This is a genomic window from Saccharomonospora xinjiangensis XJ-54, from assembly GCF_000258175.1.
Lineage (GTDB): Bacteria > Actinomycetota > Actinomycetes > Mycobacteriales > Pseudonocardiaceae > Saccharomonospora > Saccharomonospora xinjiangensis.
Window position 1 is genome coordinate 2,844,882 of record NZ_JH636049.1, and the last position, 24,737, is coordinate 2,869,618.

Sequence of the window (24,737 nt, forward strand, 5' to 3'; positions counted from 1 at the left end):
CGCGCCGGGTACCCGGAGCAGGCCAGGTGAATGCCAGGACGGTGTCGTAAGACGAGATCAGCCGGGCACGGCGACGGCCGCACCCGGCTGATCCACTCTCCGCGCCGGAACTCAGCCCGTGACGGACTCCACGAGCACCTCCGTGCTGCCGACTCTCAGGTCGTCGGTGGTGCGCACGGTCAGCACGCCCCGCAAAAGGCGGCCCTCGCCGGGGTCACCGTTCGCGGTCACTGTGGCCTGTGCGGTCCACGTGGCTCCGGTGGCGCGCTCCTGTGGCTCGTCGGCGACCTCGACGACTCCGAGCCCTTGGACGGCGTAGGTGTCGAGGTAGTCGTACTCGGTGGTGCCTGCGGGAACCGCGTAGGCGTCGATCTCCACCCGCCACGTGCCCGCAACCGGGTTCGCCACGGTCACCGACTCCTCGGAGTCGCCGTCGGCGGTGTAGTCGGCGAGCTGACACGTCCCCGACGTGCAGTCGTAGACGAAGAGGTCGAGATCGGCACCTCCGTCGGACACCGAACCGATGGTCGCGGTCAGCGACGTGGCGCCTGCGGGCACCGTGACGTCGTATGACTGCTGCTCACCTTCACCGATGCTCGGGCGCTCCTTACGGGCGCTGTCGAGCGGTACGCCCTCCAGCGCTCCGGTGAAGCTGCCGAGCCGGTTCGTCACCGTGTACTCGCGCGACACGGGTTCGCCCAGCGTCACCTCGGGAAGGACGTCGGGGTTCGGCTCCACCGAGGCGCCCTGCACGGCCATCGTCAGCGACCACGGCGATGTCGCGGCATCGGAGGTCCGGCGTGCCTCCACCACGATCTCCCACACACCCGGCATCGGGTCGGTCAGTGTGCGGCTGGTGGCCGTGCCACCGGGGCAGCCGCCACCGGCGTCGGGGTTGTAGCAGGCCAGCGACGACGTGGAATCGACGGGGATTCCGGTGGGGTCGTAACGGACGAAACGCACTTGACCCTTGCCCGCATCACCACCGGCGGCCATGTCCACCTTCATCGAGGCGGTGCCTTCGGGAACGCGGACGAACACCTTCGACACCTGGTTGCGGCCCACCGTGCCGGACGCCTTCGCCGTGAAACCGTCCTGCTCGGCGAATTCCAGCGGCGCGAACACGACGTTCATGGTCTGCACGTCGTAGCCGAAGGTCCTGCGGTCGTCGAGGCGCAGCAGCGCCGAATGCGCACCGGTCTTCGACGGCTTCACCCGCACGTCGAAGGTCACCGGTTGGCCGAGCGGCAGCGTCACGGTTCGCTGCGACGAGAACGTGCCGTCGTTGCCGACCCAGCTCGCGCGGTAGGTCACCGGCCTCTTCGGGCCGGTCTTCCTTTCAAGGGTATAGGTGCGGGTGTAGCTCTCGCCGACCTGCACACCCTCCCTGTCGTGGATGCCGACACCGGTGTCCGGAGTGGACAGCTGGTGGGACAGCACCGTGTTGACCTCGACCGACGTCGTGACGTCGGCGTGCTCGCTGCCGCGAAGCACGTCGAGCGCCCTCATGGTGTCCACGAGACCGGCTCCCTGAGCGTACGCGGGGACACCATCGACGAACCGGGCCGTCGAGGTCATCGCCGAACGCAGCACCGAGGGCTCGGGGCGCTTGCCGTAGATCGACTTGTACGCGCTTACCAGCAGCGCGCCGGAGCCGGTGGCCTGCGGAGCCGCCATCGAGGTGCCGTTGAACATGCCGTAACCGGCGGGCAGTTCGTAGGTACCCGGCACCGCGCTGCCCGGCTGCCACCTCGGCGTGGTGGACACGGCGGCGCCCGGCGCGACGATGTTGGGCTTGAAACCGCCGTCTTCACGCGGACCGCGTGAGGAGAACGGGTGGAGGCTCTCCTCCTCCGACGAGACGGAGCCGTAGTTCGAAAGCCAGGTGTCGTCGGTGATGTAGGAGCCGACGCTCAGCGCGTCGGTGGCCACGGAGGGGTCACCGACGGAGTTCGCCCCCGCACCGCTGTTGCCTGCCGAGATGAACAGCTGCACGTCGTAGGTGTCGATGATGCGGTTGTACAACTCGGCGCGCGCGTTGTTGCCGTCGTTCAGTGCGGGCAGGCCGCCGATGGAGATGTTGACGATGTCGGCGCCGTGGGTCGCGGCGTAGATGACGCCGTCAACGAGACCGCTCGACGTGCACGAAGGCGTGGAGAGGCACGCCTTCACCGACATCAGTTTCGCGCCGGGGGCCGCGCCGTCCATCTTCCCGCCGAACAGGTCGTTACCCGCGGCGATACCGGCGACGTGCGAGCCGTGCGCACCGGCGGAGAGGCCGATGTTGACGTAGCCGGGCTGGTCGGTCTGCACGACGAAAGCCATGCGATCGACGACACCGGTCGCGGGGTCGTCCTCGCCGAAGAACCCGATGTCGTGGTTGACCGCGTAGTCGCGCATCGGCTTCTCGTCGGTGAAGTCGCCGTCGCCGTCGAGATCGACCCGCACCTCCTTGGACGCGGTGTCGAGCAGAACACCCCAGCTGTCCTCGCGGTCGCTGTCCCTGTTGACGTCACCGCCCAGTTCGCTGGAGCCGGAGCCCAGGTCACCGGCGGTCTCGGAGAACAGGCCGAACGTGTGCTCGCCGTCGGGTGCGGTCCATTCGCGACCCTGCGCGGTGAACGCCCCGGAGTGGGTCTCGCTCGACATCTTCACCCACGTGCCGTCGCCGGACGAAGGCGAGTTGGCCGTGTACCAGTCCACGATCTTGCGCTCGCCCGTGCTGGTCTTCGCGAGGGCAGGGTGGTCGAGATCGACACCGCTGTCGAGGATCGCGATCGTGGTTCCCCTGCCGTCCCAGCGGGGGAACAGCGTGGTGAACCGGTCGGCCTTGGTGTCCCGCGTCGGCAGGTACGGGTTGCTCTTCGGGGTGTCGGTGCCGGGCGCGGGCTGGGGAGCCGGGTCGGTCGCGCCGAGCGGCTCCGGTTCGTCCCTCGCGATGAGCCCGTCCACATCCACGGCGTGCACCGAGCGCAGCTTCTGGGCCTGCTCCGCCTTCGCGATCGGGATCGTGACCTTGAGGTAGTCGAGCTTCTCGTTCGTGTCCCGCACCGTGCCGCCGAGAGAGGACAGCTCGCTCTCGGCGGTGTCCGCCTTGCCCCGCTCCGCTGCGACGAGCAGCGTGACCGAGGATTTGCCCGCCTTCTCCGCCTTCTCCAGCAGGATGCGGTCCTCGCGGTCGAGCTGCTCGTCACCGGGCTCCGGCGACGGCAACGGATCTTGCTGCCCGGCCGTGGCTTGGGGAACGCCGAGTCCCAGCACCGCGACGGCGCTCACCGCCGTGGCGACGCCGAGCCGTCTCATCCAGGGTTGTCTTGCCACCAGGTGACCTCCAACAGAAGTTTGGATCGATCATCCTGAGCGGACTCACAGACGTTTCACATCCGGACGAACCGGCGCGAGATTCCCGACTTTCGTAGGGTCGGCGAGCACGGTGTGCGTCCGGCGCAGGGGTGTTGATCACTGCGCGTGGTCGGTCGGGAAGACTGTTCGCACCGATTTCGATCTCGTTCCCGACCGACGGCTGGAAGGTTCCCGACTCCCATGATGGGTCGCACCCATGCGTTGACCGGCTGGTGCGCCGGACTTGCGGCGGCGCCGGTGGTGGGTATCACCACGCTCTCGCAGGCGCTCGTGTTCGCGGCGACGACCGCGGGGTATGCGCTGTTGCCCGATCTGGACCACCCCGGTGCGAGGGCGTCCAAGCTCCTCGGGCCGCTGACGAAGAGCCTTTCGTGGCTGCTGCGTAACGCGTCTGCCGCGCTGTACCGGGTGACGAAGGGACCGAGGGACGAACGGAAGAAAGGCAGCCACCGGCACCTTTCCCACACGCTGCTGTTCGCGTTGCTCGTTGGTGGCGCGGCGGCGGCGGGTACCTCGGCAGGCGGGCCGTGGGTGGTCGTCGGAGTCGTGGTGTTCGGCCTGCTGCTCGCCGAGGACGCGCTGGGTGACTGGCTGCTTCCCGTGGCGGCGGGGGCCGTCGTGTGGTGGGTCGCGGAGAACAGTCCCGGCGCGCTCGCGCAACTCGATTCGGTGTCAGGACTGCTCGGCATCGCGGTAGCTCTCGGCTGTTTCACGCACTGCCTCGGCGATGCGCTCACCGAATCGGGGTGTCCCTTCCTGTTCCCGGTTCCCATCGCGGGCGAGACCTGGTACGAACTGCGGCCACCGCGCTGGTTGCGTTTCCGCACGGGGGATAAGGTGGAAACGGGTTTTCTCTTTCCCGTGTTCACGGTTCTCGGCGTACTGCTGATTCCTGGTGTCTGGCCCGCGCTGCTCGGCTTCTTCGACGACGTCCTCAACCAGAAGAACACATAAAGGTGCCCCGGACATCGATGTCCGGGGCACCTTGGACGAAGGAACGTCCTCAGCCCTTCTCGGCGTGAAGAGCCTCCGAGTCGATGTCCCACGCGATTGCGCCATGGGGGCCCGCGGCGGCACCGCTGAACTCCCACGCGGCGTAGTCGATCTCCTTCTCGCCCTTGCCGTGCTTGCCGTGCTTGCCGTGGCGGGCGTCGCCGTCCTTCTTGCCGTGGTGCTTCTTGCCGTGCTTTTCGAACTCGGCGTGCAGAGCCTCGCTCGACACCTCGCCGGCTGCGGCACCCTCGGGGCTTGCCGCGGCGAAGCTCGCCTCGTACGCGGCGTAGTCCACTTCACCCTTCTCCGAAGCGCCTGCGACGCCGGCGAAGCCCAGCGCGAGCGGGAAAGCAAGGGCGGTCGCAACCAATCCGCGACGGACACTGCGCATGAGATGGTCCTTTCTCGAGACACACAGGGCGTGTAACCGAGGCGAGAATGCCTCGCCGTTCTGCTACCCGAATCCGGGCGCCATCAAGCCGCGCCGGTTCGGTGTCGCACATCACTTCGCCCAGTAGGGGAATAGGATCGCGCGGGGAAATCACGCCCTTTCCAGGGCGTTTTTCAGAATCAGGTGACACCGTTTCGGGAAAGGTCACGCCGGTGAGTGATTGACGCGCATGAAATCTTGTGATTGGCGGCCGTCAATTTCGTGAACTGTCCCGCAGAACACGCATCGTCTCGGCCAGTGCCCGCGACTCTTCGTGGCCGAGCGGGGCGAGCAGGAGGTGGCGAAGCAGATCGGCGCAGGTGGTGCGAGCTCGCCGTGCGACGTCGGCGCCGTGCTCGGTCAGGCAGGCGTAGGTGATCCTCCTGTCCTTTCCGCTCGGCGACCGGTGGATCAGGCCTGCCGCGCACATCCGGTCCGCGACCTTGGTGAAGCCCCCGCTCGACAGGGACGTCGCCCTGGCAAGGTGAGTCAACGGAAGGCGGTGTCCCGGCGCTCGGGCCAGTCGCAGCAGCACCTCGAAAGAGGCGGGAGAAAGGCCGAACCGCTCGGTGATCTCGCCCATGAGCCGGTCGTGGGTGGTGAGGGAGCCCTCGATCACGAGGCTCCACCACTTCACCAGTTCGTCGTCGTCGGGGGCGGACGGCACGGGGGCCAGTATAGAAAAACGTAGACATCGCAATATCTTGCGCGCGAGAGTTTACCCGGACATGGTGAGAGGTATCCGCCCTGCCGAGGAGGGGCTCCGCTGAGGGCGCTGTTGTCCGACGTCGCCATTTCAGCGACGCCGTTCAGCCGATGCCGTTTCGGGGCAGGATGGCCGCGCCGCGTCACAGGCGATGGCGGGAAGGCTGGAAGGCCATGGCGGACGGTCGGCCGAAGCGGATGCGCCCAGTGAGAATGAGCCGGTGAGTGCATGAGCGAGCTGATGTTCGACCACGAGTTCGTCGAGGGCAGTCCCTCGGCGCCGGTTCTGCTGCTTCTGCACGGAACCGGTGGGAGCCCGGCGGACATCCTGGCGCTCGGCAAGGAGCTGTGCCCAGCCTCGCCCATGCTCGCCCCCGAGGGCCAGGTGTCCGAGAACGGCGCTGCCCGGTGGTTTCGCAGGCACGCGGAAGGTGTCTTCGACGCCGAGGACGTCGTCCACCGCGCCGGCCAGCTCGCCGACTTCGTGATCGAGGCGCGCGAACGCTACGACCTCGGGGGCAGGAGGCTCGTGGCCGCCGGCTTCTCCAACGGGGCGAACATCGCCGCTGCCGTGTTGCTCTCGCGTCCCGAGGTGGTCACGGAGGCTGTGCTGTTCGCGGCCATGCTCCCGGTGCCCGATCCGCCGAGCCTCGACCTTTCCGGCACGCGGGTGCTGATGGTGAACGGTCGGCGTGACCCGATGGCTCCGCTCGGTCCCGCCCAGGAGCTGGCCGCCGCGCTGAGGGAGCGAGGGGCCGACGTCACCGAGCACTGGCACAGCGGAGGCCATCAGATCACTGTTGACGGCCTGGCTGCCGCGAAGGAGTGGCTGGCGTACTGACGAACGGGTTAATTCACCGTGTTGAACGGGTGAATTGTCCGTTGGGGTGTCACGATCGTGTCGGCAGGCCAATATGGTCGTGTTCGCTTCCGGAAACGTGAGGGAAGACGCGATGAACTTCGGTGACATGGTGAACTGCCCGCGTTGTCTCGGCTCCGGGCTCGCCCCAAACCGGAAGGACCCCTGTGGGAACTGCGGAGGACTCGGCCAGGTTCCGAAGTGACGACTGCCCCCTGTGCGAAGGCGCGGGGGTGCTGTCGTGGGAGCAGCCGCAGCACGGTGTTCTCCGTACTGTCGAGCTGCCGTGCCCCTCGGGATGTGGTGAGCACTGGAAACACCCTTCCGCCGAGCGTGATCGGGTGGTGGATTGGGGCGGTGACGTGCCTGCCCGGCGGGAGGGCAACGTCGCGGAGGCGAACCGGATCGGCGCCGACTTCATTCGTCAGGCACTCCAGCTCTGGGGTTTCTACCCTCCCGGTCAGAACCACCCGAAAGGATAGTGCGTCGCAGTAATATCGGGGCGTGGCGCCGCGAAACCTGGTACACCGCGTAGGCAGAATGGCGGGGTGGGCCGCTCGGACGGGTTACCAGCTAACGAAACTGTTACCCAGTGCCGAGAATGAACGGGTCCCGCATTCCGGCGCTTTGCCCGATCACTTCCCGGCTCACCGTGCGGATTCGCTCCGTGCTCTGATGGCAGAGCTGCTCACCGAGTCGGCCGACCTCGGTCGCCAGCAAGCCACTCTTCGCCTTTACGAGACGGCGCTGCGCTCGCTCGTACCCGACGAGGCGCGCCTGCTCGCCACGCTTGCGGAGGGCTCACCGTTTCCTACGCTCGACGTCGCAGAACGCACACTTCTCGGTGGCACGGGCGGGTTCGTGCTGCGCAACGCTTCGACCGTCGGCAGGGCGGCAGGCGTGACCCTCGCCGACCACGTTCCCGGCTACATCACGAGGCTCGTGGCGTTCGGCCTCGCCGATCTCGGTCCCGAGGACGGCGCGCTGAGCACGCATTACGAGGTGCTCGCGGCCGACGAGGTCGTTCTCGACGCTGCGCGCGCGGTGAGGCGGCCCTCGTTCGTGCGGGGCACCGTGCGGATCTCCGGCTTCGGAGCACGGCTGTGGCGCGCGTGTGATCCGGCAGGGGAGGAGGCGGCGAGGTGATCACCAGCCGCAGAGCCAGTCGAGAGCCACGGCCGCGGTCCACGACTGCTGTGTGCTGCCGAGTGGCTCGCCGGTGAACGGCTCGTAGTATTCGCCGAAGGAGCCGTCGGAGAGCAGCCGCAGACCCTCCTGTCTCCAATGCCGCGCGAGCGCGGTGTGGCCACCTCTGCGGAGAGCGAAACTGAACAACCACACGACCACCGGCCACTGCGGACCCCGCCAGTACCGGCGCGGATCGAAGCCGTTCTCCCGGGGTGACACCGACGGCGGCACGGCGGCGGTGAGCCCTGGGTGGCCTGCCCAGTCCGGGCCGGTGAGGTCGGAGAGCAGGCGTGTCTCAAGGGGCTCCGCCAGTGCGGAGCACAGCAGCGGGGCGAATGCGGCGACGGTTCGGGTGCGGAGCCGCTCGCCGCTGCGCAGATCGAGGTCGAAGGCAAGCCCGGAGACCGGGTCTGCGGCGTCGGCGACGGCACGGCGAGAACGGGCTGCCCACATCCGCAGGCCGGCGACCTCGGCGCGGAAGGGCAGCGAGAGGTCGTCGGCGAGATCGGCGAGGTCGTCGCACGCGACCGCGAACAACGCGGTGCTGAACACGTCTCCCACGCGGAAGTCCGAGGTGGCGAGCACCTCGACCGGTTCGTAGCCCACACGCCGCATCTGCTCGATGAGCCACAGGTAGCGGTGGTACTCGTCGTCGCTGGGGCGTTCGGCGGGGTCGTCAACGCCGAGTGTGTCGAGCCGCACGTACGGGGGGAGGTCAGGGCCGGGACGGACTCCGGCGTAGGGCGCGTCCCAGCGGGGCGAGTTGTCCATTCCGGACTCCCAGCCGTGCACGATGGTGAGCAGGCCCTGCGGTTCCGCGATCCGGTGGCGTGCGATCCAGCGGTGCCAGCGATACAGCGCCTGCCAGGCTCGCGCGGTGAACGACTCGGCGAGTGCCGCTTCCCCTGCCGAATTAGCGCGGGCGACGTCCACGATCCTGCGCAGCGCGATGGCATGCACGGGCGGCTGGCAGATTCCCGAGGTGCGCACCGAGGCCGGTCGTCGCGTGACGGTGTCGGTGCCCCACCTGTCCGGCCCTGGGAAGTAGCCGTCGGCGTCGGTGAACACGATGTGGGGGAGCATCCCGTCCGACCACTGGGCCGCCAGCAGCGTGCCGAGTTCCGTGAGTGCCCTGCGGACGTCGAGGTAGGCAAGGCCGATGGCGATAAACGCGGCGTCCCAGCTCCACATGTGCGGGTACAGCTTGGGCGACGCGGTGACGAGTGCGCCGGTGTCGTTGTCCCGGAGCACGGCCGCCGCGCGGGCGGCGAGGGTGGTGCCGGAAAGCCGCCCCGAGCCGGCGGCCGTGCTCACGGGACCTCCAGTAACAAACCGGTCTCGGGGTCGTACCAGCGGCACTGGCCTGCGGGAATGCACAGTCGCAATTCCGAGGAGGGCTCGGTGCGGAACGCCGCGGGAGCCTGTACTTTCACCGTTTGCCCGCACACCTCGGTGGTCAGTAACACGGCGGAGCCGAGCGGTTCGAGCACCTGGAGCGCGCCGCGCACGGTGGCCGTGTCGTCAGCGATTGCCGTGGTGCCGGGCTCCTCCACAGTGACGGACTCGGGGCGGATGCCGAGAGTGAGGTCGCTGCCCTTGTAGGAGGCCAGCGCGGGCGGTACCGGCACCGACTGCCCACCAAGATCCAGGCGGAGGGCGGTGCCGTCATGTCCGACCGTGCCGGTCAGGAAGTTCATCGGCGGGCTGCCGAGAAACCCGCCGACGAACGTGTCGGCAGGCTCGTCGTAGACCGACGTCGGCGCGGCACACTGCACGACGGCGCCCTCGCGCATCACCGCGACTCGATCACCCAGCGAAAGGGCCTCCACCTGGTCGTGCGTGACGTACAGCGTGGTCGTGCCGAGTTCGCCGACCAGCTTCTTCAGCTCCGCACGGAACGACAACCGCAGTAGAGCATCCAGATTGGACAGGGGCTCGTCCATGAGCAGCACGTCGGCGTCCATAACGATGGCCCTGGCCACGGCCACGCGCTGCCGCTGCCCTCCGGAGAGCTTAGCGGGGTAACGGTCGAGGTAGGGAGTCAGTTGCAGCAGTTCGGCTGCCCACGCCACCTTGCGGCGCACGTCGTCGGCGCCCACTCCACGCACGCGCAGCCCGAAACCGATGTTGTCGGCGACGGACTTGTTCGGGAACACGGCGTAGGACTGGAACACCATCGACAGGTTGCGCCGCCGTGGTTCGAGATAGGTGACGTCGCGGTCGCCGATGACGATCTGACCGGAGTCCGGCAGCTCCAGTCCCGCGACCATGCGCAGTAGCGTCGTCTTGCCACAGCCGGACGGCCCGAGCAGGACCATGAACTCGCCGTCGGCGACCTCCAGTGACACCGCGTCGGTGGCTCTGGATTCGTTGCCCGGATAGGTCTTGACGAGGTCTTTCAGTACGACCTCGGCCATGGCGGTACCCCCCTCATCGAAGCGTGGTGCCCCACATGTTCAGCAGGTATCGGCGCATCAGGAAGATGAACAGCAACGCGGGCACGATCAGCGCGAAGCCGCCTGCGAAGCGGTAGGCGACGGACGCTTCAGCGAGCGACGTCAGCACCTGGGCAGGCAGGGTGCGGTGGCCGAGCGTGACCACGGTGGCGCCGAGGATCTCGTTCCACGACAGGACGAACGTGAAGATCGACGATGCTGCGAGGCCGGGTAGCGCGAGCGGGACCACGACCTTGCGCGCGGCTTGCCAGCGGGTGCAGCCGAAGACCTGCGCGGCCTCCTCCACGTCCTTCGGCACCGAGACGAAGATGCTGGCTGTGATCAGCACGGTGGTCGGGAGCGCGAGCGTGGTATGGACCAGTGTCGTGGCGAACACGGTGTCGTAGACGTCGAGCCGCAGGAACATGGTGGCCAGGGGGACCGAGAGGACCACGATCGGCAGAGCCCTGACGAGGAGCATGAACACCCGGTAGCTGTCCTTGCCCTTGAAGGCGTGTCTGGCGAGCGCGTATCCGGCAGGCGCTCCGACGACGAGCGACCAGAACACGGTGTAAAGGCCGACGAGTAGCGAGTTGCCGAACGCCGGGACGGTGCCCGTGGCTTGCACGAAAGCCCGCAGCGTCTCGGTGGAGAACTCACTCGGCACGAGGGGCTTGGGAAACTCGGCCAACGCATCGCGCGAGGAGACCGCCGCGAGACCGATGAGCAGGATGGGAAGCGCCATGAACAACGTCACCGTTGTGCAGGCCGCCTGCGCGGCCGCGGCGCGCCTGCGCCGTCGCCGCAACGGAGCCCGGTCAACCGGAGGCAGGACACGCCGCGCCTTCACCGAGGTCGTCACCTGTGTGCTCATCGCGCGTCCTCCGAACCACGCACCGTCCGCAGGTACAGCACCGCGGTGCCGAGAGAGATGGCGAGCACCACGAGTGCGACGGCGCTCGCCACGGCCGGATTCTGGAGGTTGACGTACCACTCGTAGGTCTCGCCGACGAGCAGCGGGAAGTCTCGGCCGGTGAGTGCCTGTGCCACCGCGAACGCCTGAAGCGCCAGTATGGTGCGCAGGATCAGCGCCACCTGGAGGCTCGGTGCGAGCAGCGGGAGTGTGACGTGCCGCAGCCGCTGCCAGAACGACGCGCCGAAGACCTGGGCGGCCTCGTCGTAGTCGCGGGGGATCATCTGCACGCCTGCGACGACGATCACGAACATCAACGCCGTGGCCCGCCACACCTCGGCGACGACGACGGCGAGCAGCATCGTCGCCGGGTTGTCATAGCCCAACCAGGGCAGACCGTGTTCGGAGAGCCCCAGCGAGACGAGTAACGAGTTCAGGTAGCCCCGGTTGTCAAAGATCGACAACCACACCAGTCCGGCGGCCAGTTCGGAGATGGCGAGTGGCACACACCAGAGGTAGAAGTGGACTCCGGCGAAGCGGGGGCGTGCCTGCACGAGCAGGGCCATGCCGAGTGAGAGCAGGAGCTGGATCGGCACGACGATCACGATGAGCAGCATCGTGTTGCGCAGTGCCCGCAGGAAGTACGGGTCTTCGATCAGTCGCAGCCAGTGATCCAGCGTGAGTTCGCCGTCACGGGTGAACGCGGCCAGCACCGCCTGAACCACAGGCCAGCCGAACAGCGCGAGCATGAGGATGACGGAGGGTAGCAACAGAACCCACGGTGAGCGAGCGAGCCTCGTCATCAAGCCACCTCGCAGCGATCCGACTGCGGGTCCGGAGCCCAGCACGGGATGCGCAGCTCGTCGAGAATGCGCTGGAGGTTCGCGGCCTGACGGTCCAGAGTGGACCGAATCGGCTCGCCGTCGAGCACGATGGAGCGGAACGTGTCCTGGAAGACCTTTGTCACCTCGCCCTCTCTCGCGCCGAGCCCGACGGGCGGAAGGGACAGCAGGCCGTCCTCGGCCTCTTGCTGGCGCCGTACCGCGTCGGCCTCGAGGGTGATCGCGGGTGGCAGCTCTTCGGGGATCACCGCGTCCACCGTGGGGAAGAAGCTGTTGGAACGCAGAAGCTCGATCTGGGTGCGTGGTCGGCAGAGAACGTCGATGGTGTGTTCAGCCAAAGCCGGATCGGTGCTGCCCTTCGGGATCGCGAGACCGGCGACGACTGCCATGTAGCCGAGCCCGTGCGGACCGCGTGGGCTCGGGAGCATGCGCCAGTGCGCCGGATCACGCTCCGGCGCCTCGACGAGCCGCACGACGTGGTCCCACGCCATGCGCACCTCACCGGTCTCCAGTGGTTCCTGCATGAAGTCGTACGTGGTGCTGGCGCTGACGCAGTTGGCCCAGAGGTCGCGAAGGTACTCCCACGCCGTCGCGGCCTCGGCCGAGCGGAACGTGGTGATCTGGCCGCCCGTGAACGACGGGAGCAGGTAACCCTGGGTGAAGCGGTGGAGTAAGCCTTCCGGCCCTGCCGGGAGTCCGAGCATGGGCCGGTTGCCGTTGGCTTTTCGCGCCGCGATGGCCCAGTCGAGGAATTGGTCGTAGGTGAGCGACGTGGCCTCGGCGCCCGGCGGGAGGTGTTCGAGTGCGTCGGCGTGTGCGGCGAGCACGTAGCTGGCCGTCGCCCACGGCACATACCAGCTGCGATCGGTGCCCGTGCGCGCGAGCCGGAGGTATTCGGGCGGCCAGCCGCGATCGCCGAGCCTGCGCAGGAGGCCGGTGACGTCGGTGAGGTAGTCGCCCGCGAGCGGAGCGAGGTCGCCGTGCAGACCGGCGACAAGGCCGAGCTGAGTGCGACCCGCATCGACCTGACTGCGGACCTGGCTGGTGAATGGGCCTTCCTCGATGGTGACGTAGCTGACCTCGCCCGGCGTAACGCTCGCCAGTAGTCGCCGGAACCGTTCGGCCTCGTCAACCGGGCGGAACTGCGTCGAGAGGAAAACCATGCCGCCGTTGCCGGTCGTGGCGAACCCGGTGCAGCCAGCCGCGAGGGCTGCACCGCCGAGTCCGGCGGCACGCAGGAGTGAGCGGCGGCTGAGACCGGCTCTCCGCATCGGGACCCCCAGGCTGTGTGGTTCGCACCGCACGACTTTTGTCTAGCTGGTGAACATAAGTGGACTGCGCCATCCTGTCAACATGCTCGACACCACTCCCACCTCCGCAGGGCACGTGCTCGCCGTGCTGCGCGCGGAGGGGCCGCTCACCCGCCAGGAGCTACAGGAGCGGGTCGGGGTGTCGCGCGTCACGATGGTGGAACGTCTCGACGCTCTGCGGAGGGCCGACCTCGTCCGGCGTGCGGGGCACAGGGAGTCGAGTGGAGGCAGGAGGGCTGAGCTGCTCGCCGTCAACGACACCGGCTTGACAGCGCTGGTCGCCGACATCGGGCAGAGTCACGCGACACTCGCCGTGACCGACCTTCGGGGCACCGTCTTCGCGAGACGCGACGTCTGGCTGTCTGCACGGCACAGTCCTGATGCGACGCTGCCGATGCTCGTCGGGGAGGGCCGCTCGCTGCTCAGCGGCTCGGGAAGGGCGAGCACACTCCGCGCGGTGGGGCTCTCCGTCCCTGGGCAGATCGACCACGAAGCGGGCATCACCACCGCGCCTGCCACGATGCGGGAGTGGACGGGCGTGCGCTTGGGGGACCCGTTCGTCGCCGCGTTCGACGTTCCGGTTCTGCTTGAGAATGACGCCAACGCACTCGCGCTTGCCGACTACTACGCGATGGGAAGGCCGGAGGCGACGGTGGTCGGCGTGAAGGTGGGCACGGGCATCGGGGCGGGGGTCGTCATCGGTGGCAGGGCTCACCGGGGCGAAACCGGTGCGGCGGGGGAGATCGGGCACATGCGCGTGGAGGGCAGCGACCGGCGCTGCTCGTGCGGGCGCCGCGGGTGTGTCGCCGCCGAGGCGAGCGGGCAGGCTCTCGTCCGGTCGCTGCGCCCGAGCGGCGCTCGCTCGGTGGACGACGTCGTGCGGTGGGTCTCCGAGGGCAGGCGCGAGGCCATCGAGGCGGTGTACTCGGCGGGAAAGCTGGTCGGAACGGTGCTCGCCACCGTGGTGACGATCGTGAATCCCCGCTACGTCCGCCTCGGGGGTGAGGTGGGGGTTCTTCCGCCGTTCGTGGAGGCATTGCGCGCGACCGTGGAGGCAGGCGCGCATGCCAGCGCGTTACGGAAGCTCGACATCGCGGCCTCCCAGCTCGGTGACAGGGGCGCGTGCGTGGGACTCTCCGGTCTCGTCGCCGACGAGATGTTGTCCCCGACGGTGGTGGACGCCCTCTGCGGCCGCGCCCCCTGAAGCCGTGTCCGCACCCTGTGCACGGGTGCTTGCACTTTGTGTACGAGTGTCTGCACCTCCCGCGATGTGTCCGCACCCTCTGCACGGGTGTCTGCACTTCCCGCACATGTGTGCGCACCCTGTCCGCACCCCGAGGCAGGCGCTCCGGATGGTTCCTGGCCGTGCGCCTGCGCGTGGCCTTTCGGCATCACACCCGCCCGTCCGATGCACGAGAATTCTCGGCATGGACAGCATGGGCGTACTCATCGACGGGTTCGGGCGTGTCAGGGAGGCGGTGCACGACGCCGTGCGAGGGCTCGGCGCCACCGAGTTGAACCGTCGCATCGACGAGCAGGCCAACTCGATCGCGTGGTTGCTGTGGCACCTGACGCGGGTTCAGGACGATCACGTTTCCGAAGTGGCCGGACGTGACCAGTCGTGGACGGCGGAGGGCTTCTACGACCGCTTCGGGCTGCCGCTGCCGCAGGACGACACCGGTTTCGGGCACACGAGCGAGGACGTGGCCTCGGTGCGGGTCAACTCCGCGAAGCTGCTGACCGGCTACCACGACGCCGTTCACGCGCACACGATCTCCTACCTGGAGAGCATCACAGAGGCGGATCTCGATGTGGTGGTTGACGAGTCGTGGAGCCCGCCGGTGACGCTGGGGGTGCGGCTCGTCAGTGTGATCGCCGACGACCTCCAGCACGCGGGGCAGGCGGCGTTCGTGCGGGGGATCGTGCTCCGGCGCTGACCTGCCACGAGGGCGCGGCAACGGGAGACGGCGCAGGGGCGAGGTGCCGCTGGTGCGCTTCGGCCACCGAAGCGCACGTCGCCCGAAGCCGGATGCGAGCCTGTGCCCGGCCGTCGTTCAGGCGAGAGCGTGGCCCGTGGTGACGTCCACGTGCTCGGGCACGGTCTCGTGCCGGTCACCGACACTGGAGGTGCCGCTGGGCTCGAACAGCAGGATGGCGGCGCCGTCCTTCGACGACGGCTTGTGCTCGACGCCGCGTGGCACAACGAAAACCGAGCCTCTCGGCAGCACCACGGTGCGCTCTCGCTCGCCTTCCCGCAGTCCGATCTGGAGTTCGCCGTCGAGCACGGCGAAGAACTCGTCGGTGTCGTCGTGGGCGTGCCAGACGTGCTCGCCCTTCACCTTGGCCACGCGCACGTCGTAGTCGTTCACCGTCGTGACAATGCGGGGGCTCCACAGCTGGTCGAACGTGGCGAGGGCTGCTGCGAGGTCGATGGGTGCGTGCTCCATCAGTTGATCATCGCTTCTGCGAGCGTCCCCCGTAAGTGCTACAAATCGCATATGTCGCAAGAGTCGTCGCAGTCGGCGCATCGCGTGGTCGCCATCGTGGACGACGGGTCGAACCCATTCGAAGTCGGGGTGGCGACGGAGCTGTTCGGGCTGCGAAGGCCCGAACTGGAAGGCCGGCTGCGTAAACCGTGGTACGAGCTCCGGCTCTGCTCTGCGACGCCGACAGTGTCGATGCACGCGGGCTTCTTCACCATCTCCGGTATCGCGCCGCTCGAAGCCGTCGAGGAGGCCGACACCGTACTCGTGCCCAACCGGCCCGACCCGGAGGTGCCGCCTTCGGGGCCGGTGCTCGACGCCGTCAGGACCGCGGCGTCGCGGGGCGCCCGGCTCATGAGCTTCTGCACCGGCGCGTTCACTCTTGCCGAGGCCGGCGTTCTCGACGGCCGTCGAGCGACGACCCACTGGCGCTGGGCCGACGTCTTCCGCTCGCGCTTCCCGCGCGTGGACCTCGACCCCGACGTCCTCTACATCGACGAGGGTTCGGTGCTCACGGCCGCGGGCAGTGCGGCTGCGCTCGACCTCGGACTGCACATCATCCGCAACGACCACGGCGCTGATGTCGCCAACGCGGTGAGCAGACGTGCCGTGTTCGCCGGTCACCGGGACGGAGGGCAACGACAGTTCGTCGAGCGTCCTGTGGCGCGTCGCGCGGAGGCTGGCCTCGCGCCGGTGCTCGAGTGGGCCCAGGCACGTCTCGACCAGCCACTGACTGTTCGTGATCTCGCTCGCCGGGCGTCGGTGAGTCCTGCCACCCTGCATCGCAGGTTCGCGGCCGAACTGGGCACCACGCCGTTGGGGTGGCTGACGGGGGAGCGAGTCCGCCTGGCCTGCCTGTTGCTGGAGAAGGGCGAGCTGACCCTCGACCAGGTGGCCGCGTCCAGCGGGCTCGGCACGGCGTCGAACCTGCGGTTGCTGCTGCGCAAGCACGTCGGGGTGAACCCGACCGAGTACCGCAGGCGGTTCGGTCACCGTCAGCGGCAGCCCTCCTCTCTCAGCGCTCCGTCAACTTCCTCGTCTGTTCACGAAGCGCGTTGATCGTGCGGGTCACGTAGTCGGCGATCAACTGCTGCTCCGACTCGGTGTACTGGCTGGTGACGGCGTTCATTGCCGCGGCAAGGTCACGGAAGATCGCGGAGTCACCGCCTTGTCCCGTGCTGCTGATGAGCACTCGCCTGCGGTCGGCCGGATCGGCATTCCTGCTGGCGAGCCCGGCTCGTTCGAGCCGGTCGATCATGCCGGTGATCGCTCCGGGGGTGAGGCCGGTGTGTTCGGCCAGCTGTCCGGCCGTGAGCGGTCCGTGCCTGCTGATGAGGGCCAGTGCGCGCTGGTCGCTCGCGCTCAGCCCCAGCCTGGCGCCCACCGCCTCGTGGAACATCACGACGGCCGCGCTCAACTCCCGTCCGAGGTCGGCATTCCGGGACTCGCTCATGGTTGCACTTTACCGCGCCATACGTTTTACTTCACTAAACTAAAACGAATGAGGTGGTCGCCGTGCGTGCCAAGTTGTCGAGCGAGGTCACGCTCGCCTCGGAGGTGCTCGTGTGGACCTGGCGCTTCTATCTGAGACACATCGGCGTGATCGTGGGGCTTTCGTTGCTCCCCGGGATCCAGCGGCTCGTCGTTGTCACCTGGCAGGAGGAGATCCCGAGCGGTGTCTCGATGGCCTCCGAAGTGGCTGTCGGCGCGGTGCGGTTGGTGTTGCTCGCGCTGATCGTCCGCTGGGCGTTCGACGGCGTCGAGACGTCATGGGCACAAGCGGGCCGGTTCCTGCGGAAGCACCCGATGAGCCTGCTGTTCCACCTCGGCTTGCTCGGGGCGGGATTCGTGATCTTCGACCTGCTCACCGAGAAGCTCGTCGGTGCCGCGGTGCCGGAGTCCGCCAGGGACGGCTACCTCGGCGTCCTGCTTATCGTGAAGAACCCGACCGTCATCGCGCTGGCGAGCGTGTGGCTGGTGGGCGTCGTGATGCAGGCGCTCAGCGGGGGAAGCGCACCGCGGGCGCGGCGATCGGAACGCGGCATCGCGGCCAGGTGAGGCCAAGCGAGGTCAGGGGGCCGCCGCCGCAGGGCCGACCGTGTCGCCTACGGCGAGCGCTGTGACGGTCTGCCAGGATGAGGTCATGACGCCGACGCTGCATCTCACTGGCGACACCGACGCCGACACCCTGCTCAGTGAGAACCCGGCGGCGCTGCTCACGGGCATGCTCCTCGACCAGCAGATCGCGATGGAAGTGGCGTTCGCGGGGCCGAAGAAGATCGCGGACCGGATGGGCTCCTTCGACGTCCGTGCCATCGCCGAAGCGGACGAGGAGGAGTTCGCGGCCGTGTGTGCCAGTCAGCCGGCCGTGCACAGGTTCCCCGGGGCGATGGCCAGGCGCATCCAGGCCTTGTGCCGGTACCTGCTGGAGAAGTACGAGGGCCGGGCAGCCGACCTGTGGGCCGGAGGTGAGCCGGACGGCCTCGAGGTGCTGCGCAGGCTCAAGGCGCTGCCCGGCTACGGCGACCAGAAGGCCAGGATCTTCCTCGCGCTGCTCGGCAAGCAACTTGGCGTGCGACCGGAGGGCTGGCGCGAGGCGGCAGGTGCCTACGGCGAGGAGGGCTCGCGCCGCTCCATCGCCGACGTCGTTGACGAGCAGACGCTCCAGGAGGTTCGCTCGTTCAAGAAGGCGGCCAAGGCGGCAAGCGCAGGGAAGAAGGGCTGAGATCCACATCGGCCCACATCGTGGCGCCCGGTGCGTCCGGGTGTAACGAACTCACCCGACGGGGCGCTAACTCATACGGACGCTCGCGTTCTGTGCCGGGCGCCACTACCGTTCCTGTTCAGGTACCCGCCGAATACGGCGGCCCTAGGGCTGTGCTCATAGCACATCGTAAGTCATGATCGGAACCTTTCTGTCGGCATTGTCACATGTGTTTCTGCGTTGTTGCAGGTAGCTACGCTGTGCCGTACCCCGTCGGGCTGAACCGTTCAAAGCACTCTGTTACGTTCTTTGAATATGTCCGGAAAGCACTCCGAGCGTGCCAACGGCGATAATCAATCGGCGGGCCGCATTGTGATCGAAACGCCGACCAAGCAGGACGGCGCCGCCCTATGGCGAATCGCACGCGATTCGCAGAAGTTGGATCTCAACTCGTCGTACGCCTACCTGCTGTGGTGTGTCGATTTCGCCGAGACGTCCGTCGTCGCCCGTGTCGATGGTGAGATCGTCGGTTTCGTCATCGGTTACCGTCGGCCGACCGATCCTGACGCGGTACTCGTGTGGCAGGTCGCCGTGGATGCGTCCCAGCGGGGTCGTGGACTCGCGGGCACGCTGCTCGACGAGCTGTTCGGCCGCCTCGTCGAGACCGGGGTCCGCTACCTGGACACGACGATCACGCCCGACAACGAGGCCTCGATCAGGTTGTTCTCCTCGTTCGCGAAGAGGTGGAACGCCACGTTGGATCGATCGAGGTTGTTCGAGGAAGGTGACTTCCCCGACGCGCACGAGCCCGAGGACCTCTTTCGGATCGGTCCGCTCGCGGGCGCCGCACGGCCACAGTGATCGATTGGCGCGAATGTGACCCATCTCGCCGCCATTCTATTTGTTCCTCAATAGCAGGAGACTGAGCAAGTGAGCATCTTCGAAACGCTCGAGTCAGAAGTGCGCAGCTACAGCCGTGGCTGGCCAACCGTGTTCGACCGGGCGCAGGGTAGTTGGCTCTACTCAGAAGACGGCAAACCATACCTCGACTTCTTCGCCGGTGCGGGTGCGCTCAACTACGGGCACAACAACCCCGTGTTGAAAAAGGCGTTGATCGATTACATTTCGCGCGACGGCGTGACACACGCGCTCGACATGTTCACCGTCGCGAAGCGGGACTTCCTCGAGACGCTGAACGACGTCGTGCTGAAGCCGCGCGACATGGAGTACAAAGTCATCTTCCCCGGCCCCGGCGGTGCGAACGCCGTGGAGGCCGCGCTGAAGCTGGCCCGCAAGGTGACCGGCAAGGAGTCGGTCATCAACTTCACCAACGCCTTCCACGGGATGACGCTTGGTGCCCTTTCGGTCACCGGTAATTCCCTCAAACGCGGCGGTGCCGGTGTTCCGCTCGTCCACGCGACACCGATGCCGTACGACAAGTACTTCGACGGCGCCTACCCGGACTTCCTGTACTTCGAGCGGTTGCTTGACGACTCCGGCAGCGGCCTGAACGAGCCCGCCGCCGTCATCGTGGAGACCGTTCAGGGCGAGGGCGGCATCAACGCCGCCCGCCTCGAATGGCTGAAGGGCCTCTCGGATCTGTGCCAGCGCCACGGCATCCTGCTGATCGTTGACGACGTTCAGATGGGCTGCGGGCGCACTGGCCCGTTCTTCAGCTTCGAGGAAGCGGGCATCAAGCCCGACATGATCTGTCTCTCCAAGTCGATCGGCGGATACGGCCTTCCACTCGCCATCACGCTCGTCCGCCCCGACCTCGACGTGTGGGCTCCCGGCGAGCACAACGGAACGTTTCGGGGCATCAACCCGGCGTTCGTCACCGCCGCCGAGGCGCTGCGCACGTACTGGCGTGACGGCGAGCTGGAGAAGGCCACCAAGGCGAAGGGTGAGCGTATCGCCCAGACCTTCACCGAGCTGGTGAACCAGTACCCGGACACCGGTCTCGTCGCCAAGGGCCGAGGGCTCGCGCGCGGCCTGGAATTCCCGAACGGCGAGATCGCGGGCAAGGTCTGCGCCGCGGCCTTCGACCGTGGTTTGCTGATGGAGACCTCCGGCCCCGACGGGGAAGTGGTGAAGTTGCTGCCCGCGCTCACCACGAGCGACGAGGAGATCGAGCAGGGCCTTTCCATCATCAAGGAGTCCGTCGAGGCCGTGCTCGCGCACTGACCGAGCATGTGCCGACCATCCCGAAACCGACCTGTGAAGGAGCAAAGTTGATCGTCCGGACCGTCGATGAGATCACCGACACCGAGGCTGACATCAAGCAGCCGAACTGGCGGAGCAAGCGGATCGTGCTCGCGAAGGACAAGGTCGGGTTCTCCGTGCACGAGACCACGCTGTACGCCGGAACCGTCAACGACTTCTGGTACGCCAACCACATCGAGGCCGTGTTCGTCGTCGAGGGCGAGGGCGAACTGACGGACAAGGCGACGGGGGAGACCTACGAGCTGAAGCCCGGCTCGCTGTACCTGCTCGACGAGCACGACAAGCACCAGGTGCGCCCGAAGACCGACATGCGCACGGTGTGCGTGTTCAACCCGCCGATCACGGGCCGTGAAGTTCACGACGAGAACGGTGTCTACCCCCTCGTCATCGAGGACTGACAAGGCGGTCCCAGTGCAGGTTTCGTGGGGGCCGTCGTTGGGGCGGTTCCCACGGATCCCGAACGGGTATCACCCGGAAGAACGAGAAAAGGAACGACACAACCGACCGAAAAACAGCACAGTGGCACTCGGAGGAGGCGAGTTACGTGACTCTCGCGGAGAGCCGGACCACCGATTTGTACCCCACCCGCGTCGCCGGTGAGGCGACGCTGCTGGAGCGGACGGACCCCACCGTCTGGGGCGCCGAACAGGACGGCCCGATGGACGCGGCCGCCCTTGCTTCGCACGACGCCAAGGGGTACTCGATCATCGAGGGATTGCTGTCCCCTGCCGAGGTACAGGGGTACTGGCAGGAACTCGTGCGGCTCTCGTCGGACGAGGAACTCAAGGCCGACGAGCGCGTCGTCACCGAGAAGAAGTCCGGCAACGTCCGGTCGATCTTCGAGGTGCACCGGATCAGCGAGTTGATCGGTGAGTTGGCGCGCGACCCCCGGATCCTGGACAGGGCACAGCAGATCCTCGGCTCTGACGTCTACATTCACCAGAGCCGGGTGAACTACATGCCCGGATTCAAGGGAAACGGCTTCTACTGGCACTCGGACTTCGAGACCTGGCACGCCGAGGACGGCATGCCGAGGCCGCGCGCGGTGAGCTGCTCCATCGCGCTGACCGACAACTACCCGTTCAACGGCGGCCTGATGGTGATGCCGGGTTCTCAGCGCACGTTCGTGCAGTGCGTCGGTGAGACCCCCGAGGAGCACTACAAGGCGTCGCTGAAGGAGCAGGAGATCGGCGTTCCCAGCGAGAACGACATCACGAAACTCGCCGCCGAGCACGGCATCGACCAGTTCACGGGGCCTGCCGGTTCGGCGCTGTTCTTCGACTCCAACATCATGCACGGGTCGGGTAACAACATCACGCCGTACCCGAGGTCGAACATCTTCCTCGTGTTCAACAGCGTGGAGAACACGTTGGTGGAGCCGTTCGCGGCGAAGAACCCGAGGCCGACGTTCATCGGCGCGCGGGACTTCACTCCGCTCACCCGCTGACACCGAGGGCGGGCGCGCAGGCGTGAGCAGACCGCGTCGGGGCGGTCGTAGCCGTTCCGACGCGGTCTGTTACCGTATCCGCACCTCAACGGCGCGGCTGGTGAGGTTCGCCGTCACGAAGCCGGGTGCTCCTTGCTCGGGGTAGGCCCGTTCTCGACCGGCGATGTGTGGATTTGCGTGAGTACGGCCCCATGCCACCAGATTCGGGACTGGTGACATGGGGCCGTACTCGTATGCGGGGTGACGACGCACGGGTGGTACCATATATGGCATGGTGAAAACGACAGTCTATCTTCCGGAAGAGTTGGAGATCAGGCTGGACGCGGAGGCGGCTGCCACAGGGATCAGCAAGGCCGAGCTGATCCGTAGGGGAATCGCCATGGTGCTCGAAGCCTCACATCGGCCGAGGAATGTGCGCCCGTTGCCGGTCTTCAACAGCGGTCGAGCCAGGAGCGCCGAGGAGCTGGACGACGACCTCTATCAGCAGATCAAAGAGCGGACAGCGCGTCGGTGATCATCGTCGCGGATACGTCGGCGCTGCACGCTGCCTTTGACGCGGCACAACCGGAGCACTCGGCGGCGGCCACAGTACTGGACAGCCAGCCATTGGTGATCTCCCCGTTCGTCATGACGGAACTCGACCACCTGATTCGCCGGGATCTAGGGTTCTCCGCAGCGATGCAGGCTTCGGAAGCGTTGCTCGACCGGATGGCTGCGGGCCAGTACAAGCTCGCCGAACTTCGCCATGCCGATGTCGTGAAAGCACACGAGGTCAGAGGGAAGTACGACGGTCTTCGACTCGATCTCGCCGACGCGGCGGGCGTCGTCTTGGCCGACCGATACAACACCAACCAGATCTTCACGCTCGACCAGCGCGATTTCAGGGCGGTCCGGCCGTTAACCCCCCGTTTCAAGGCGTTCGAGATCCTGCCATTCGATGGGTGACGGCCTCAGTCGAACAGGCTCGTCTCCGAGCGGATCTCCAGCAGTTCGTACACAGGGCGTCCCCTGCGGCCGTCGATGGTGGTGGTGCGCACGACCCGCAGCCGCGCCGTGACAGGGCGGTCGAGGTTCTCCTTGATCTTGTCGAGTAGATCGGGAGCCACAGCGCCCTGGATGGTGGAGCCGGTGTCGCGTTCAAGGTAGAAGATCCGCCTGCGGGTGCGGACACCGTCGAGCCTTCCCGTGACGGTCTCGTACCCGACGTCCTCCCGTGATTCACGCAAACTGCTCTGCAATACCCTCGCTTGCTCGCTCGTCATGCTTCGGGCGACCTCCTCACCCGTCGTCGGCACGAGTGAGAGGGCGATGCTGGCGGTGCGCATCACGGCGTTGACGATGTCGCTCACCGCGTTGCGGACGGTGTCTCGCTGGAGCAGCACGGCGTCGAGCGCGCCGTCGTCGGAGCCGTTCACCGGCAGGAAGTCGCAGAGTTCCTTGACCGCGCGCTCGGAGAGCGTCTCGATGCCTTCGGAGATCAGGGCGTCAGGCATCGAGGTCTCAGGGAAGCCGAAGAACATCGCGTTGCCGGCCTGTCCGCGCTGGATGAGCGGCGCCTTCTCCCTGTCGGACGGCTGCACCGACGTGATCTCGGCCTGCGGATTGCGCACGATGTGACCGATCTTGGCCGTGGCGTCCTGAAGCGCGCGGCTGATGTCGGAGGAGGTGTAGGCGTCGAGATGGGACGAGCCGAGGACCGAGACCCTCAGCAGCGGCGAACGGGACGTGCGCTCGAACTTCGCGTGCGCGGCCAGTGCCGATGCTCTCGCGAGGTCGTCGAGCCAGGTGCCGCCGGGGATGTTCTCGGCGATCTGCCGGAAGCTCACCACACCACCTCCGGGAAGCCCTTCACCATGCCGGGCACGGGCCCGCGCGACCACGCGGCCTCCCAGGCGTCCTCGTCGCCGGGGTGGCACAGGAAACCGTCCACGAGGCCGCTGACCGGCTGCACCTGGTCGAGATACATCACCGGGTGTTCCGCGATCACGCCCCTGAGCGTGAACATGCCGTAGAAGGTGGATCGAGCTGGGCCGTCGAGCCGTTTCAGGGCTCCCCACTCGTCGGGGATGAACACCACATCGACGTCGCGGGGCACCTCAGCCGACCGCACGACGAGTTCCCCGCCTATCCACGCGCGCCCCGAGGGGATCAGCCTGCACACCACGCCGAGGTAGCCGCTGAGCGCACTGAACAGGATCTCGCGCTCATTGCGATACGGCGCGTCCCACACGAAGCGTTCGTAGATGTCGGAGAGGTCGGCAAGGTGCCGCCCTGGCGGGAGAACGTTCTCCGACGTCCAGTGCGGTAGCGGCATGCACGGTCCTTCACTACGAACGCGAACCGGGGATCAACCGGGAACTTATCAGCTTCACCGGTCAGCGTTCGCGGCGCGGGCGGTTCTCCTCCGCGTCCTTCTCGGCGCCCGCGATGTCGCGTTCGTCGGGCCACTCGTTGCGGGCATGCCACTCCGACGGCGTCAGCGGCAACACGCCTGCTCGCCTGCCCTCGTCGGGCACTTCGTCGAGGTCGTAACCCGGCCTGCTCCTCGCGGTGCTCTCCAATGGCGTGCCCTGGTCTGGCGTGCGGTCGCCGAAATGCAGTTGAGGGCCGACCCTTCGGATGCGCTGGGTGCGTTCGGTGTCGGGCACGATATCGGGTACGTCCACCCTGGGGGTCGTGTCGGTTCGCTCCTCGTCGGCCGTGGCCCTCCGGTATCGGCGCGCTGACAGGAACGCGAACGCCGCCATCGAGAGTCCGAGCACGAACGCGACCAGCAACCACAGCCAGATCTCGCCGAACAACCACAGCATCGTGCGCCTCCTGCCAGGTCGTGCCTCGCGCC

28 protein-coding genes are annotated in these 24,737 nt (G+C 67.3%); 15 read left to right on the forward strand and 13 right to left on the reverse strand.

Annotated elements, in window-relative coordinates; all coding sequences use genetic code 11:
• Positions 1–111: 111 nt before the first annotated feature.
• The gene (locus SACXIDRAFT_RS12700) at positions 112–3,321 is read right to left on the reverse strand and encodes a S8 family serine peptidase (protein WP_006238965.1); all 3,210 of its coding nucleotides are present in this window, start codon (positions 3,319–3,321) and stop codon (positions 112–114) included.
• Between the two features lie 222 nt (positions 3,322–3,543).
• Here SACXIDRAFT_RS12700 and SACXIDRAFT_RS12705 point away from each other — a divergent pair, with 222 nt between their 5' ends.
• The gene (locus SACXIDRAFT_RS12705; protein ID WP_006238966.1) at positions 3,544–4,317 is read left to right on the forward strand and encodes a metal-dependent hydrolase; all 774 of its coding nucleotides are present in this window, start codon (positions 3,544–3,546) and stop codon (positions 4,315–4,317) included.
• A 49-nt stretch (positions 4,318–4,366) separates the two neighbouring features.
• Here SACXIDRAFT_RS12705 and SACXIDRAFT_RS12710 read toward each other — a convergent pair whose 3' ends face one another.
• Together SACXIDRAFT_RS12710 and SACXIDRAFT_RS12715 are read right to left on the reverse strand one after the other, a co-directional pair.
• On the reverse strand, positions 4,367–4,747 hold the full coding sequence (locus SACXIDRAFT_RS12710; protein ID WP_006238967.1) for a hypothetical protein: 381 nt from the start codon (positions 4,745–4,747) through the stop codon (positions 4,367–4,369).
• Positions 4,748–5,000: 253 nt separating this feature from the next.
• The gene (locus tag SACXIDRAFT_RS12715) at positions 5,001–5,453 is read right to left on the reverse strand and encodes a MarR family winged helix-turn-helix transcriptional regulator (RefSeq protein WP_006238968.1); all 453 of its coding nucleotides are present in this window, start codon (positions 5,451–5,453) and stop codon (positions 5,001–5,003) included.
• 267 nt (positions 5,454–5,720) lie between these two features.
• Here SACXIDRAFT_RS12715 and SACXIDRAFT_RS12720 point away from each other — a divergent pair, with 267 nt between their 5' ends.
• The 3 genes from SACXIDRAFT_RS12720 to SACXIDRAFT_RS12730 all read left to right on the forward strand — a co-directional run bounded on the left by SACXIDRAFT_RS12720 (position 5,721) and on the right by SACXIDRAFT_RS12730 (position 7,496).
• Positions 5,721–6,332 (forward strand): alpha/beta hydrolase, encoded by a 612-nt coding sequence (locus tag SACXIDRAFT_RS12720; RefSeq protein ID WP_040922161.1) that lies wholly within the window; start codon positions 5,721–5,723, stop codon positions 6,330–6,332.
• 185 nt (positions 6,333–6,517) lie between these two features.
• A complete protein-coding gene (locus SACXIDRAFT_RS12725) occupies positions 6,518–6,832 on the forward strand; it encodes a hypothetical protein (RefSeq protein WP_006238970.1) in 315 nt (104 codons plus the stop codon).
• A gap of 58 nt (positions 6,833–6,890) precedes the next feature.
• Positions 6,891–7,496 carry an Abi-alpha family protein gene (locus SACXIDRAFT_RS12730; protein WP_050986932.1) on the forward strand — a complete coding sequence of 202 codons (606 nt, stop codon included), beginning with the start codon at positions 6,891–6,893 and terminating at the stop codon, positions 7,494–7,496.
• On the opposite strand, the gene ggh is transcribed toward SACXIDRAFT_RS12730, so the two are convergent.
• From ggh to SACXIDRAFT_RS12755, 5 genes are read right to left on the reverse strand one after another with little or no spacing between them, the layout of a single operon-like run.
• Positions 7,497–8,852, reverse strand: coding sequence for a glucosylglycerate hydrolase (gene ggh, locus SACXIDRAFT_RS12735; RefSeq protein ID WP_006238972.1), 1,356 nt, complete (start codon positions 8,850–8,852; stop codon positions 7,497–7,499).
• Positions 8,849–9,955 carry an ABC transporter ATP-binding protein gene (locus tag SACXIDRAFT_RS12740; protein ID WP_006238973.1) on the reverse strand — a complete coding sequence of 369 codons (1,107 nt, stop codon included), beginning with the start codon at positions 9,953–9,955 and terminating at the stop codon, positions 8,849–8,851. The genes ggh and SACXIDRAFT_RS12740 overlap by 4 nt, the downstream gene beginning before the upstream one ends.
• A 13-nt stretch (positions 9,956–9,968) precedes the next feature.
• Entirely contained in the window at positions 9,969–10,847 is an 879-nt protein-coding gene (locus tag SACXIDRAFT_RS12745; RefSeq protein WP_006238974.1) for a carbohydrate ABC transporter permease, read from the reverse strand.
• Complete coding sequence (locus tag SACXIDRAFT_RS12750) at positions 10,844–11,689, reverse strand: carbohydrate ABC transporter permease (protein ID WP_006238975.1); 846 nt, start codon at positions 11,687–11,689, stop codon at positions 10,844–10,846. The genes SACXIDRAFT_RS12745 and SACXIDRAFT_RS12750 overlap by 4 nt, the downstream gene beginning before the upstream one ends.
• Positions 11,689–12,999 (reverse strand): extracellular solute-binding protein, encoded by a 1,311-nt coding sequence (locus SACXIDRAFT_RS12755; protein WP_006238976.1) that lies wholly within the window; start codon positions 12,997–12,999, stop codon positions 11,689–11,691. Before SACXIDRAFT_RS12755 ends, SACXIDRAFT_RS12750 begins: the two co-directional genes overlap by 1 nt.
• 82 nt (positions 13,000–13,081) lie before the next feature.
• Between SACXIDRAFT_RS12755 and SACXIDRAFT_RS12760 the strand changes: the two genes are divergently transcribed.
• Together SACXIDRAFT_RS12760 and SACXIDRAFT_RS12765 are read left to right on the forward strand one after the other, a co-directional pair.
• Entirely contained in the window at positions 13,082–14,242 is a 1,161-nt protein-coding gene (locus tag SACXIDRAFT_RS12760; protein WP_006238977.1) for an ROK family transcriptional regulator, read from the forward strand.
• A 223-nt stretch (positions 14,243–14,465) separates the two neighbouring features.
• A complete protein-coding gene (locus tag SACXIDRAFT_RS12765) occupies positions 14,466–14,975 on the forward strand; it encodes a mycothiol transferase (RefSeq protein ID WP_006238978.1) in 510 nt (169 codons plus the stop codon).
• Positions 14,976–15,092: 117 nt separating this feature from the next.
• On the opposite strand, the gene SACXIDRAFT_RS12770 is transcribed toward SACXIDRAFT_RS12765, so the two are convergent.
• Positions 15,093–15,485, reverse strand: coding sequence for a cupin domain-containing protein (locus SACXIDRAFT_RS12770; protein ID WP_006238979.1), 393 nt, complete (start codon positions 15,483–15,485; stop codon positions 15,093–15,095).
• A gap of 51 nt (positions 15,486–15,536) precedes the next feature.
• Here SACXIDRAFT_RS12770 and SACXIDRAFT_RS12775 point away from each other — a divergent pair, with 51 nt between their 5' ends.
• Positions 15,537–16,580 (forward strand): helix-turn-helix domain-containing protein, encoded by a 1,044-nt coding sequence (locus SACXIDRAFT_RS12775; protein ID WP_006238980.1) that lies wholly within the window; start codon positions 15,537–15,539, stop codon positions 16,578–16,580.
• Here the strand turns inward: SACXIDRAFT_RS12775 and SACXIDRAFT_RS12780 are convergent.
• Complete coding sequence (locus SACXIDRAFT_RS12780; protein WP_006238981.1) at positions 16,537–16,974, reverse strand: MarR family winged helix-turn-helix transcriptional regulator; 438 nt, start codon at positions 16,972–16,974, stop codon at positions 16,537–16,539. The two genes, SACXIDRAFT_RS12775 and SACXIDRAFT_RS12780, sit on opposite strands and share 44 nt — an antisense overlap.
• 62 nt (positions 16,975–17,036) lie before the next feature.
• Between SACXIDRAFT_RS12780 and SACXIDRAFT_RS12785 the strand changes: the two genes are divergently transcribed.
• The 8 genes from SACXIDRAFT_RS12785 to SACXIDRAFT_RS12820 all read left to right on the forward strand — a co-directional run bounded on the left by SACXIDRAFT_RS12785 (position 17,037) and on the right by SACXIDRAFT_RS12820 (position 22,840).
• Positions 17,037–17,579 (forward strand): hypothetical protein, encoded by a 543-nt coding sequence (locus tag SACXIDRAFT_RS12785; RefSeq protein WP_006238982.1) that lies wholly within the window; start codon positions 17,037–17,039, stop codon positions 17,577–17,579.
• A gap of 85 nt (positions 17,580–17,664) precedes the next feature.
• The gene (locus SACXIDRAFT_RS12790) at positions 17,665–18,246 is read left to right on the forward strand and encodes an HhH-GPD-type base excision DNA repair protein (protein ID WP_006238983.1); all 582 of its coding nucleotides are present in this window, start codon (positions 17,665–17,667) and stop codon (positions 18,244–18,246) included.
• Positions 18,247–18,540: 294 nt separating this feature from the next.
• Positions 18,541–19,086: a diaminobutyrate acetyltransferase gene (gene ectA, locus SACXIDRAFT_RS12795; RefSeq protein ID WP_006238984.1), complete on the forward strand. Its 546-nt coding sequence runs from the start codon at positions 18,541–18,543 to the stop codon at positions 19,084–19,086.
• A 69-nt stretch (positions 19,087–19,155) separates the two neighbouring features.
• A complete protein-coding gene (gene ectB, locus SACXIDRAFT_RS12800; RefSeq protein ID WP_006238985.1) occupies positions 19,156–20,409 on the forward strand; it encodes a diaminobutyrate--2-oxoglutarate transaminase in 1,254 nt (417 codons plus the stop codon).
• Between the two features lie 47 nt (positions 20,410–20,456).
• Positions 20,457–20,846 (forward strand): ectoine synthase, encoded by a 390-nt coding sequence (locus SACXIDRAFT_RS12805; RefSeq protein ID WP_006238986.1) that lies wholly within the window; start codon positions 20,457–20,459, stop codon positions 20,844–20,846.
• Positions 20,847–20,992: 146 nt separating this feature from the next.
• On the forward strand, positions 20,993–21,895 hold the full coding sequence (gene thpD, locus SACXIDRAFT_RS12810; RefSeq protein WP_006238987.1) for an ectoine hydroxylase: 903 nt from the start codon (positions 20,993–20,995) through the stop codon (positions 21,893–21,895).
• A gap of 271 nt (positions 21,896–22,166) precedes the next feature.
• Positions 22,167–22,409: a ribbon-helix-helix protein, CopG family gene (locus tag SACXIDRAFT_RS12815; RefSeq protein WP_006238988.1), complete on the forward strand. Its 243-nt coding sequence runs from the start codon at positions 22,167–22,169 to the stop codon at positions 22,407–22,409.
• Positions 22,406–22,840, forward strand: a complete 435-nt coding sequence (locus SACXIDRAFT_RS12820; protein WP_006238989.1) for a PIN domain-containing protein — start codon at positions 22,406–22,408, stop codon at positions 22,838–22,840. The genes SACXIDRAFT_RS12815 and SACXIDRAFT_RS12820 overlap by 4 nt, the downstream gene beginning before the upstream one ends.
• 5 nt (positions 22,841–22,845) lie before the next feature.
• Here SACXIDRAFT_RS12820 and SACXIDRAFT_RS12825 read toward each other — a convergent pair whose 3' ends face one another.
• The 3 genes from SACXIDRAFT_RS12825 to SACXIDRAFT_RS12835 all read right to left on the reverse strand — a co-directional run bounded on the left by SACXIDRAFT_RS12825 (position 22,846) and on the right by SACXIDRAFT_RS12835 (position 24,705).
• Complete coding sequence (locus SACXIDRAFT_RS12825) at positions 22,846–23,724, reverse strand: hypothetical protein (protein WP_006238990.1); 879 nt, start codon at positions 23,722–23,724, stop codon at positions 22,846–22,848.
• The gene (locus SACXIDRAFT_RS12830; protein ID WP_006238991.1) at positions 23,718–24,209 is read right to left on the reverse strand and encodes a DUF6932 family protein; all 492 of its coding nucleotides are present in this window, start codon (positions 24,207–24,209) and stop codon (positions 23,718–23,720) included. The genes SACXIDRAFT_RS12825 and SACXIDRAFT_RS12830 overlap by 7 nt, the downstream gene beginning before the upstream one ends.
• A 61-nt stretch (positions 24,210–24,270) precedes the next feature.
• Positions 24,271–24,705 carry a hypothetical protein gene (locus tag SACXIDRAFT_RS12835; protein WP_006238992.1) on the reverse strand — a complete coding sequence of 145 codons (435 nt, stop codon included), beginning with the start codon at positions 24,703–24,705 and terminating at the stop codon, positions 24,271–24,273.
• Positions 24,706–24,737: the final 32 nt, after the last annotated feature.

Bases quoted from the DNA above. Each gene is read 5' to 3' on its own strand.
- SACXIDRAFT_RS12705 (WP_006238966.1), top strand. From the start codon at position 3,544: ATGATGGGTCGCACCCATGCGTTGACCGGCTGGTGCGCCGGACTTGCG.
- SACXIDRAFT_RS12710 (WP_006238967.1), bottom strand. From the start codon at position 4,747: ATGCGCAGTGTCCGTCGCGGATTGGTTGCGACCGCCCTTGCTTTCCCG.
- SACXIDRAFT_RS12720 (WP_040922161.1), top strand. From the start codon at position 5,721: ATGAGCGAGCTGATGTTCGACCACGAGTTCGTCGAGGGCAGTCCCTCG.
- SACXIDRAFT_RS12730 (WP_050986932.1), top strand. From the start codon at position 6,891: ATGGCGGGGTGGGCCGCTCGGACGGGTTACCAGCTAACGAAACTGTTA.
- SACXIDRAFT_RS12740 (WP_006238973.1), bottom strand. From the start codon at position 9,955: ATGGCCGAGGTCGTACTGAAAGACCTCGTCAAGACCTATCCGGGCAAC.
- SACXIDRAFT_RS12745 (WP_006238974.1), bottom strand. From the start codon at position 10,847: ATGAGCACACAGGTGACGACCTCGGTGAAGGCGCGGCGTGTCCTGCCT.
- SACXIDRAFT_RS12750 (WP_006238975.1), bottom strand. From the start codon at position 11,689: ATGACGAGGCTCGCTCGCTCACCGTGGGTTCTGTTGCTACCCTCCGTC.
- SACXIDRAFT_RS12755 (WP_006238976.1), bottom strand. From the start codon at position 12,999: ATGCGGAGAGCCGGTCTCAGCCGCCGCTCACTCCTGCGTGCCGCCGGA.
- SACXIDRAFT_RS12760 (WP_006238977.1), top strand. From the start codon at position 13,082: ATGCTCGACACCACTCCCACCTCCGCAGGGCACGTGCTCGCCGTGCTG.
- SACXIDRAFT_RS12765 (WP_006238978.1), top strand. From the start codon at position 14,466: ATGGACAGCATGGGCGTACTCATCGACGGGTTCGGGCGTGTCAGGGAG.
- SACXIDRAFT_RS12770 (WP_006238979.1), bottom strand. From the start codon at position 15,485: ATGGAGCACGCACCCATCGACCTCGCAGCAGCCCTCGCCACGTTCGAC.
- SACXIDRAFT_RS12775 (WP_006238980.1), top strand. From the start codon at position 15,537: ATGTCGCAAGAGTCGTCGCAGTCGGCGCATCGCGTGGTCGCCATCGTG.
- SACXIDRAFT_RS12780 (WP_006238981.1), bottom strand. From the start codon at position 16,974: ATGAGCGAGTCCCGGAATGCCGACCTCGGACGGGAGTTGAGCGCGGCC.
- SACXIDRAFT_RS12790 (WP_006238983.1), top strand. From the start codon at position 17,665: ATGACGCCGACGCTGCATCTCACTGGCGACACCGACGCCGACACCCTG.
- ectA (WP_006238984.1), top strand. From the start codon at position 18,541: ATGTCCGGAAAGCACTCCGAGCGTGCCAACGGCGATAATCAATCGGCG.
- SACXIDRAFT_RS12815 (WP_006238988.1), top strand. From the start codon at position 22,167: ATGGTGAAAACGACAGTCTATCTTCCGGAAGAGTTGGAGATCAGGCTG.
- SACXIDRAFT_RS12830 (WP_006238991.1), bottom strand. From the start codon at position 24,209: ATGCCGCTACCGCACTGGACGTCGGAGAACGTTCTCCCGCCAGGGCGG.
- SACXIDRAFT_RS12835 (WP_006238992.1), bottom strand. From the start codon at position 24,705: ATGCTGTGGTTGTTCGGCGAGATCTGGCTGTGGTTGCTGGTCGCGTTC.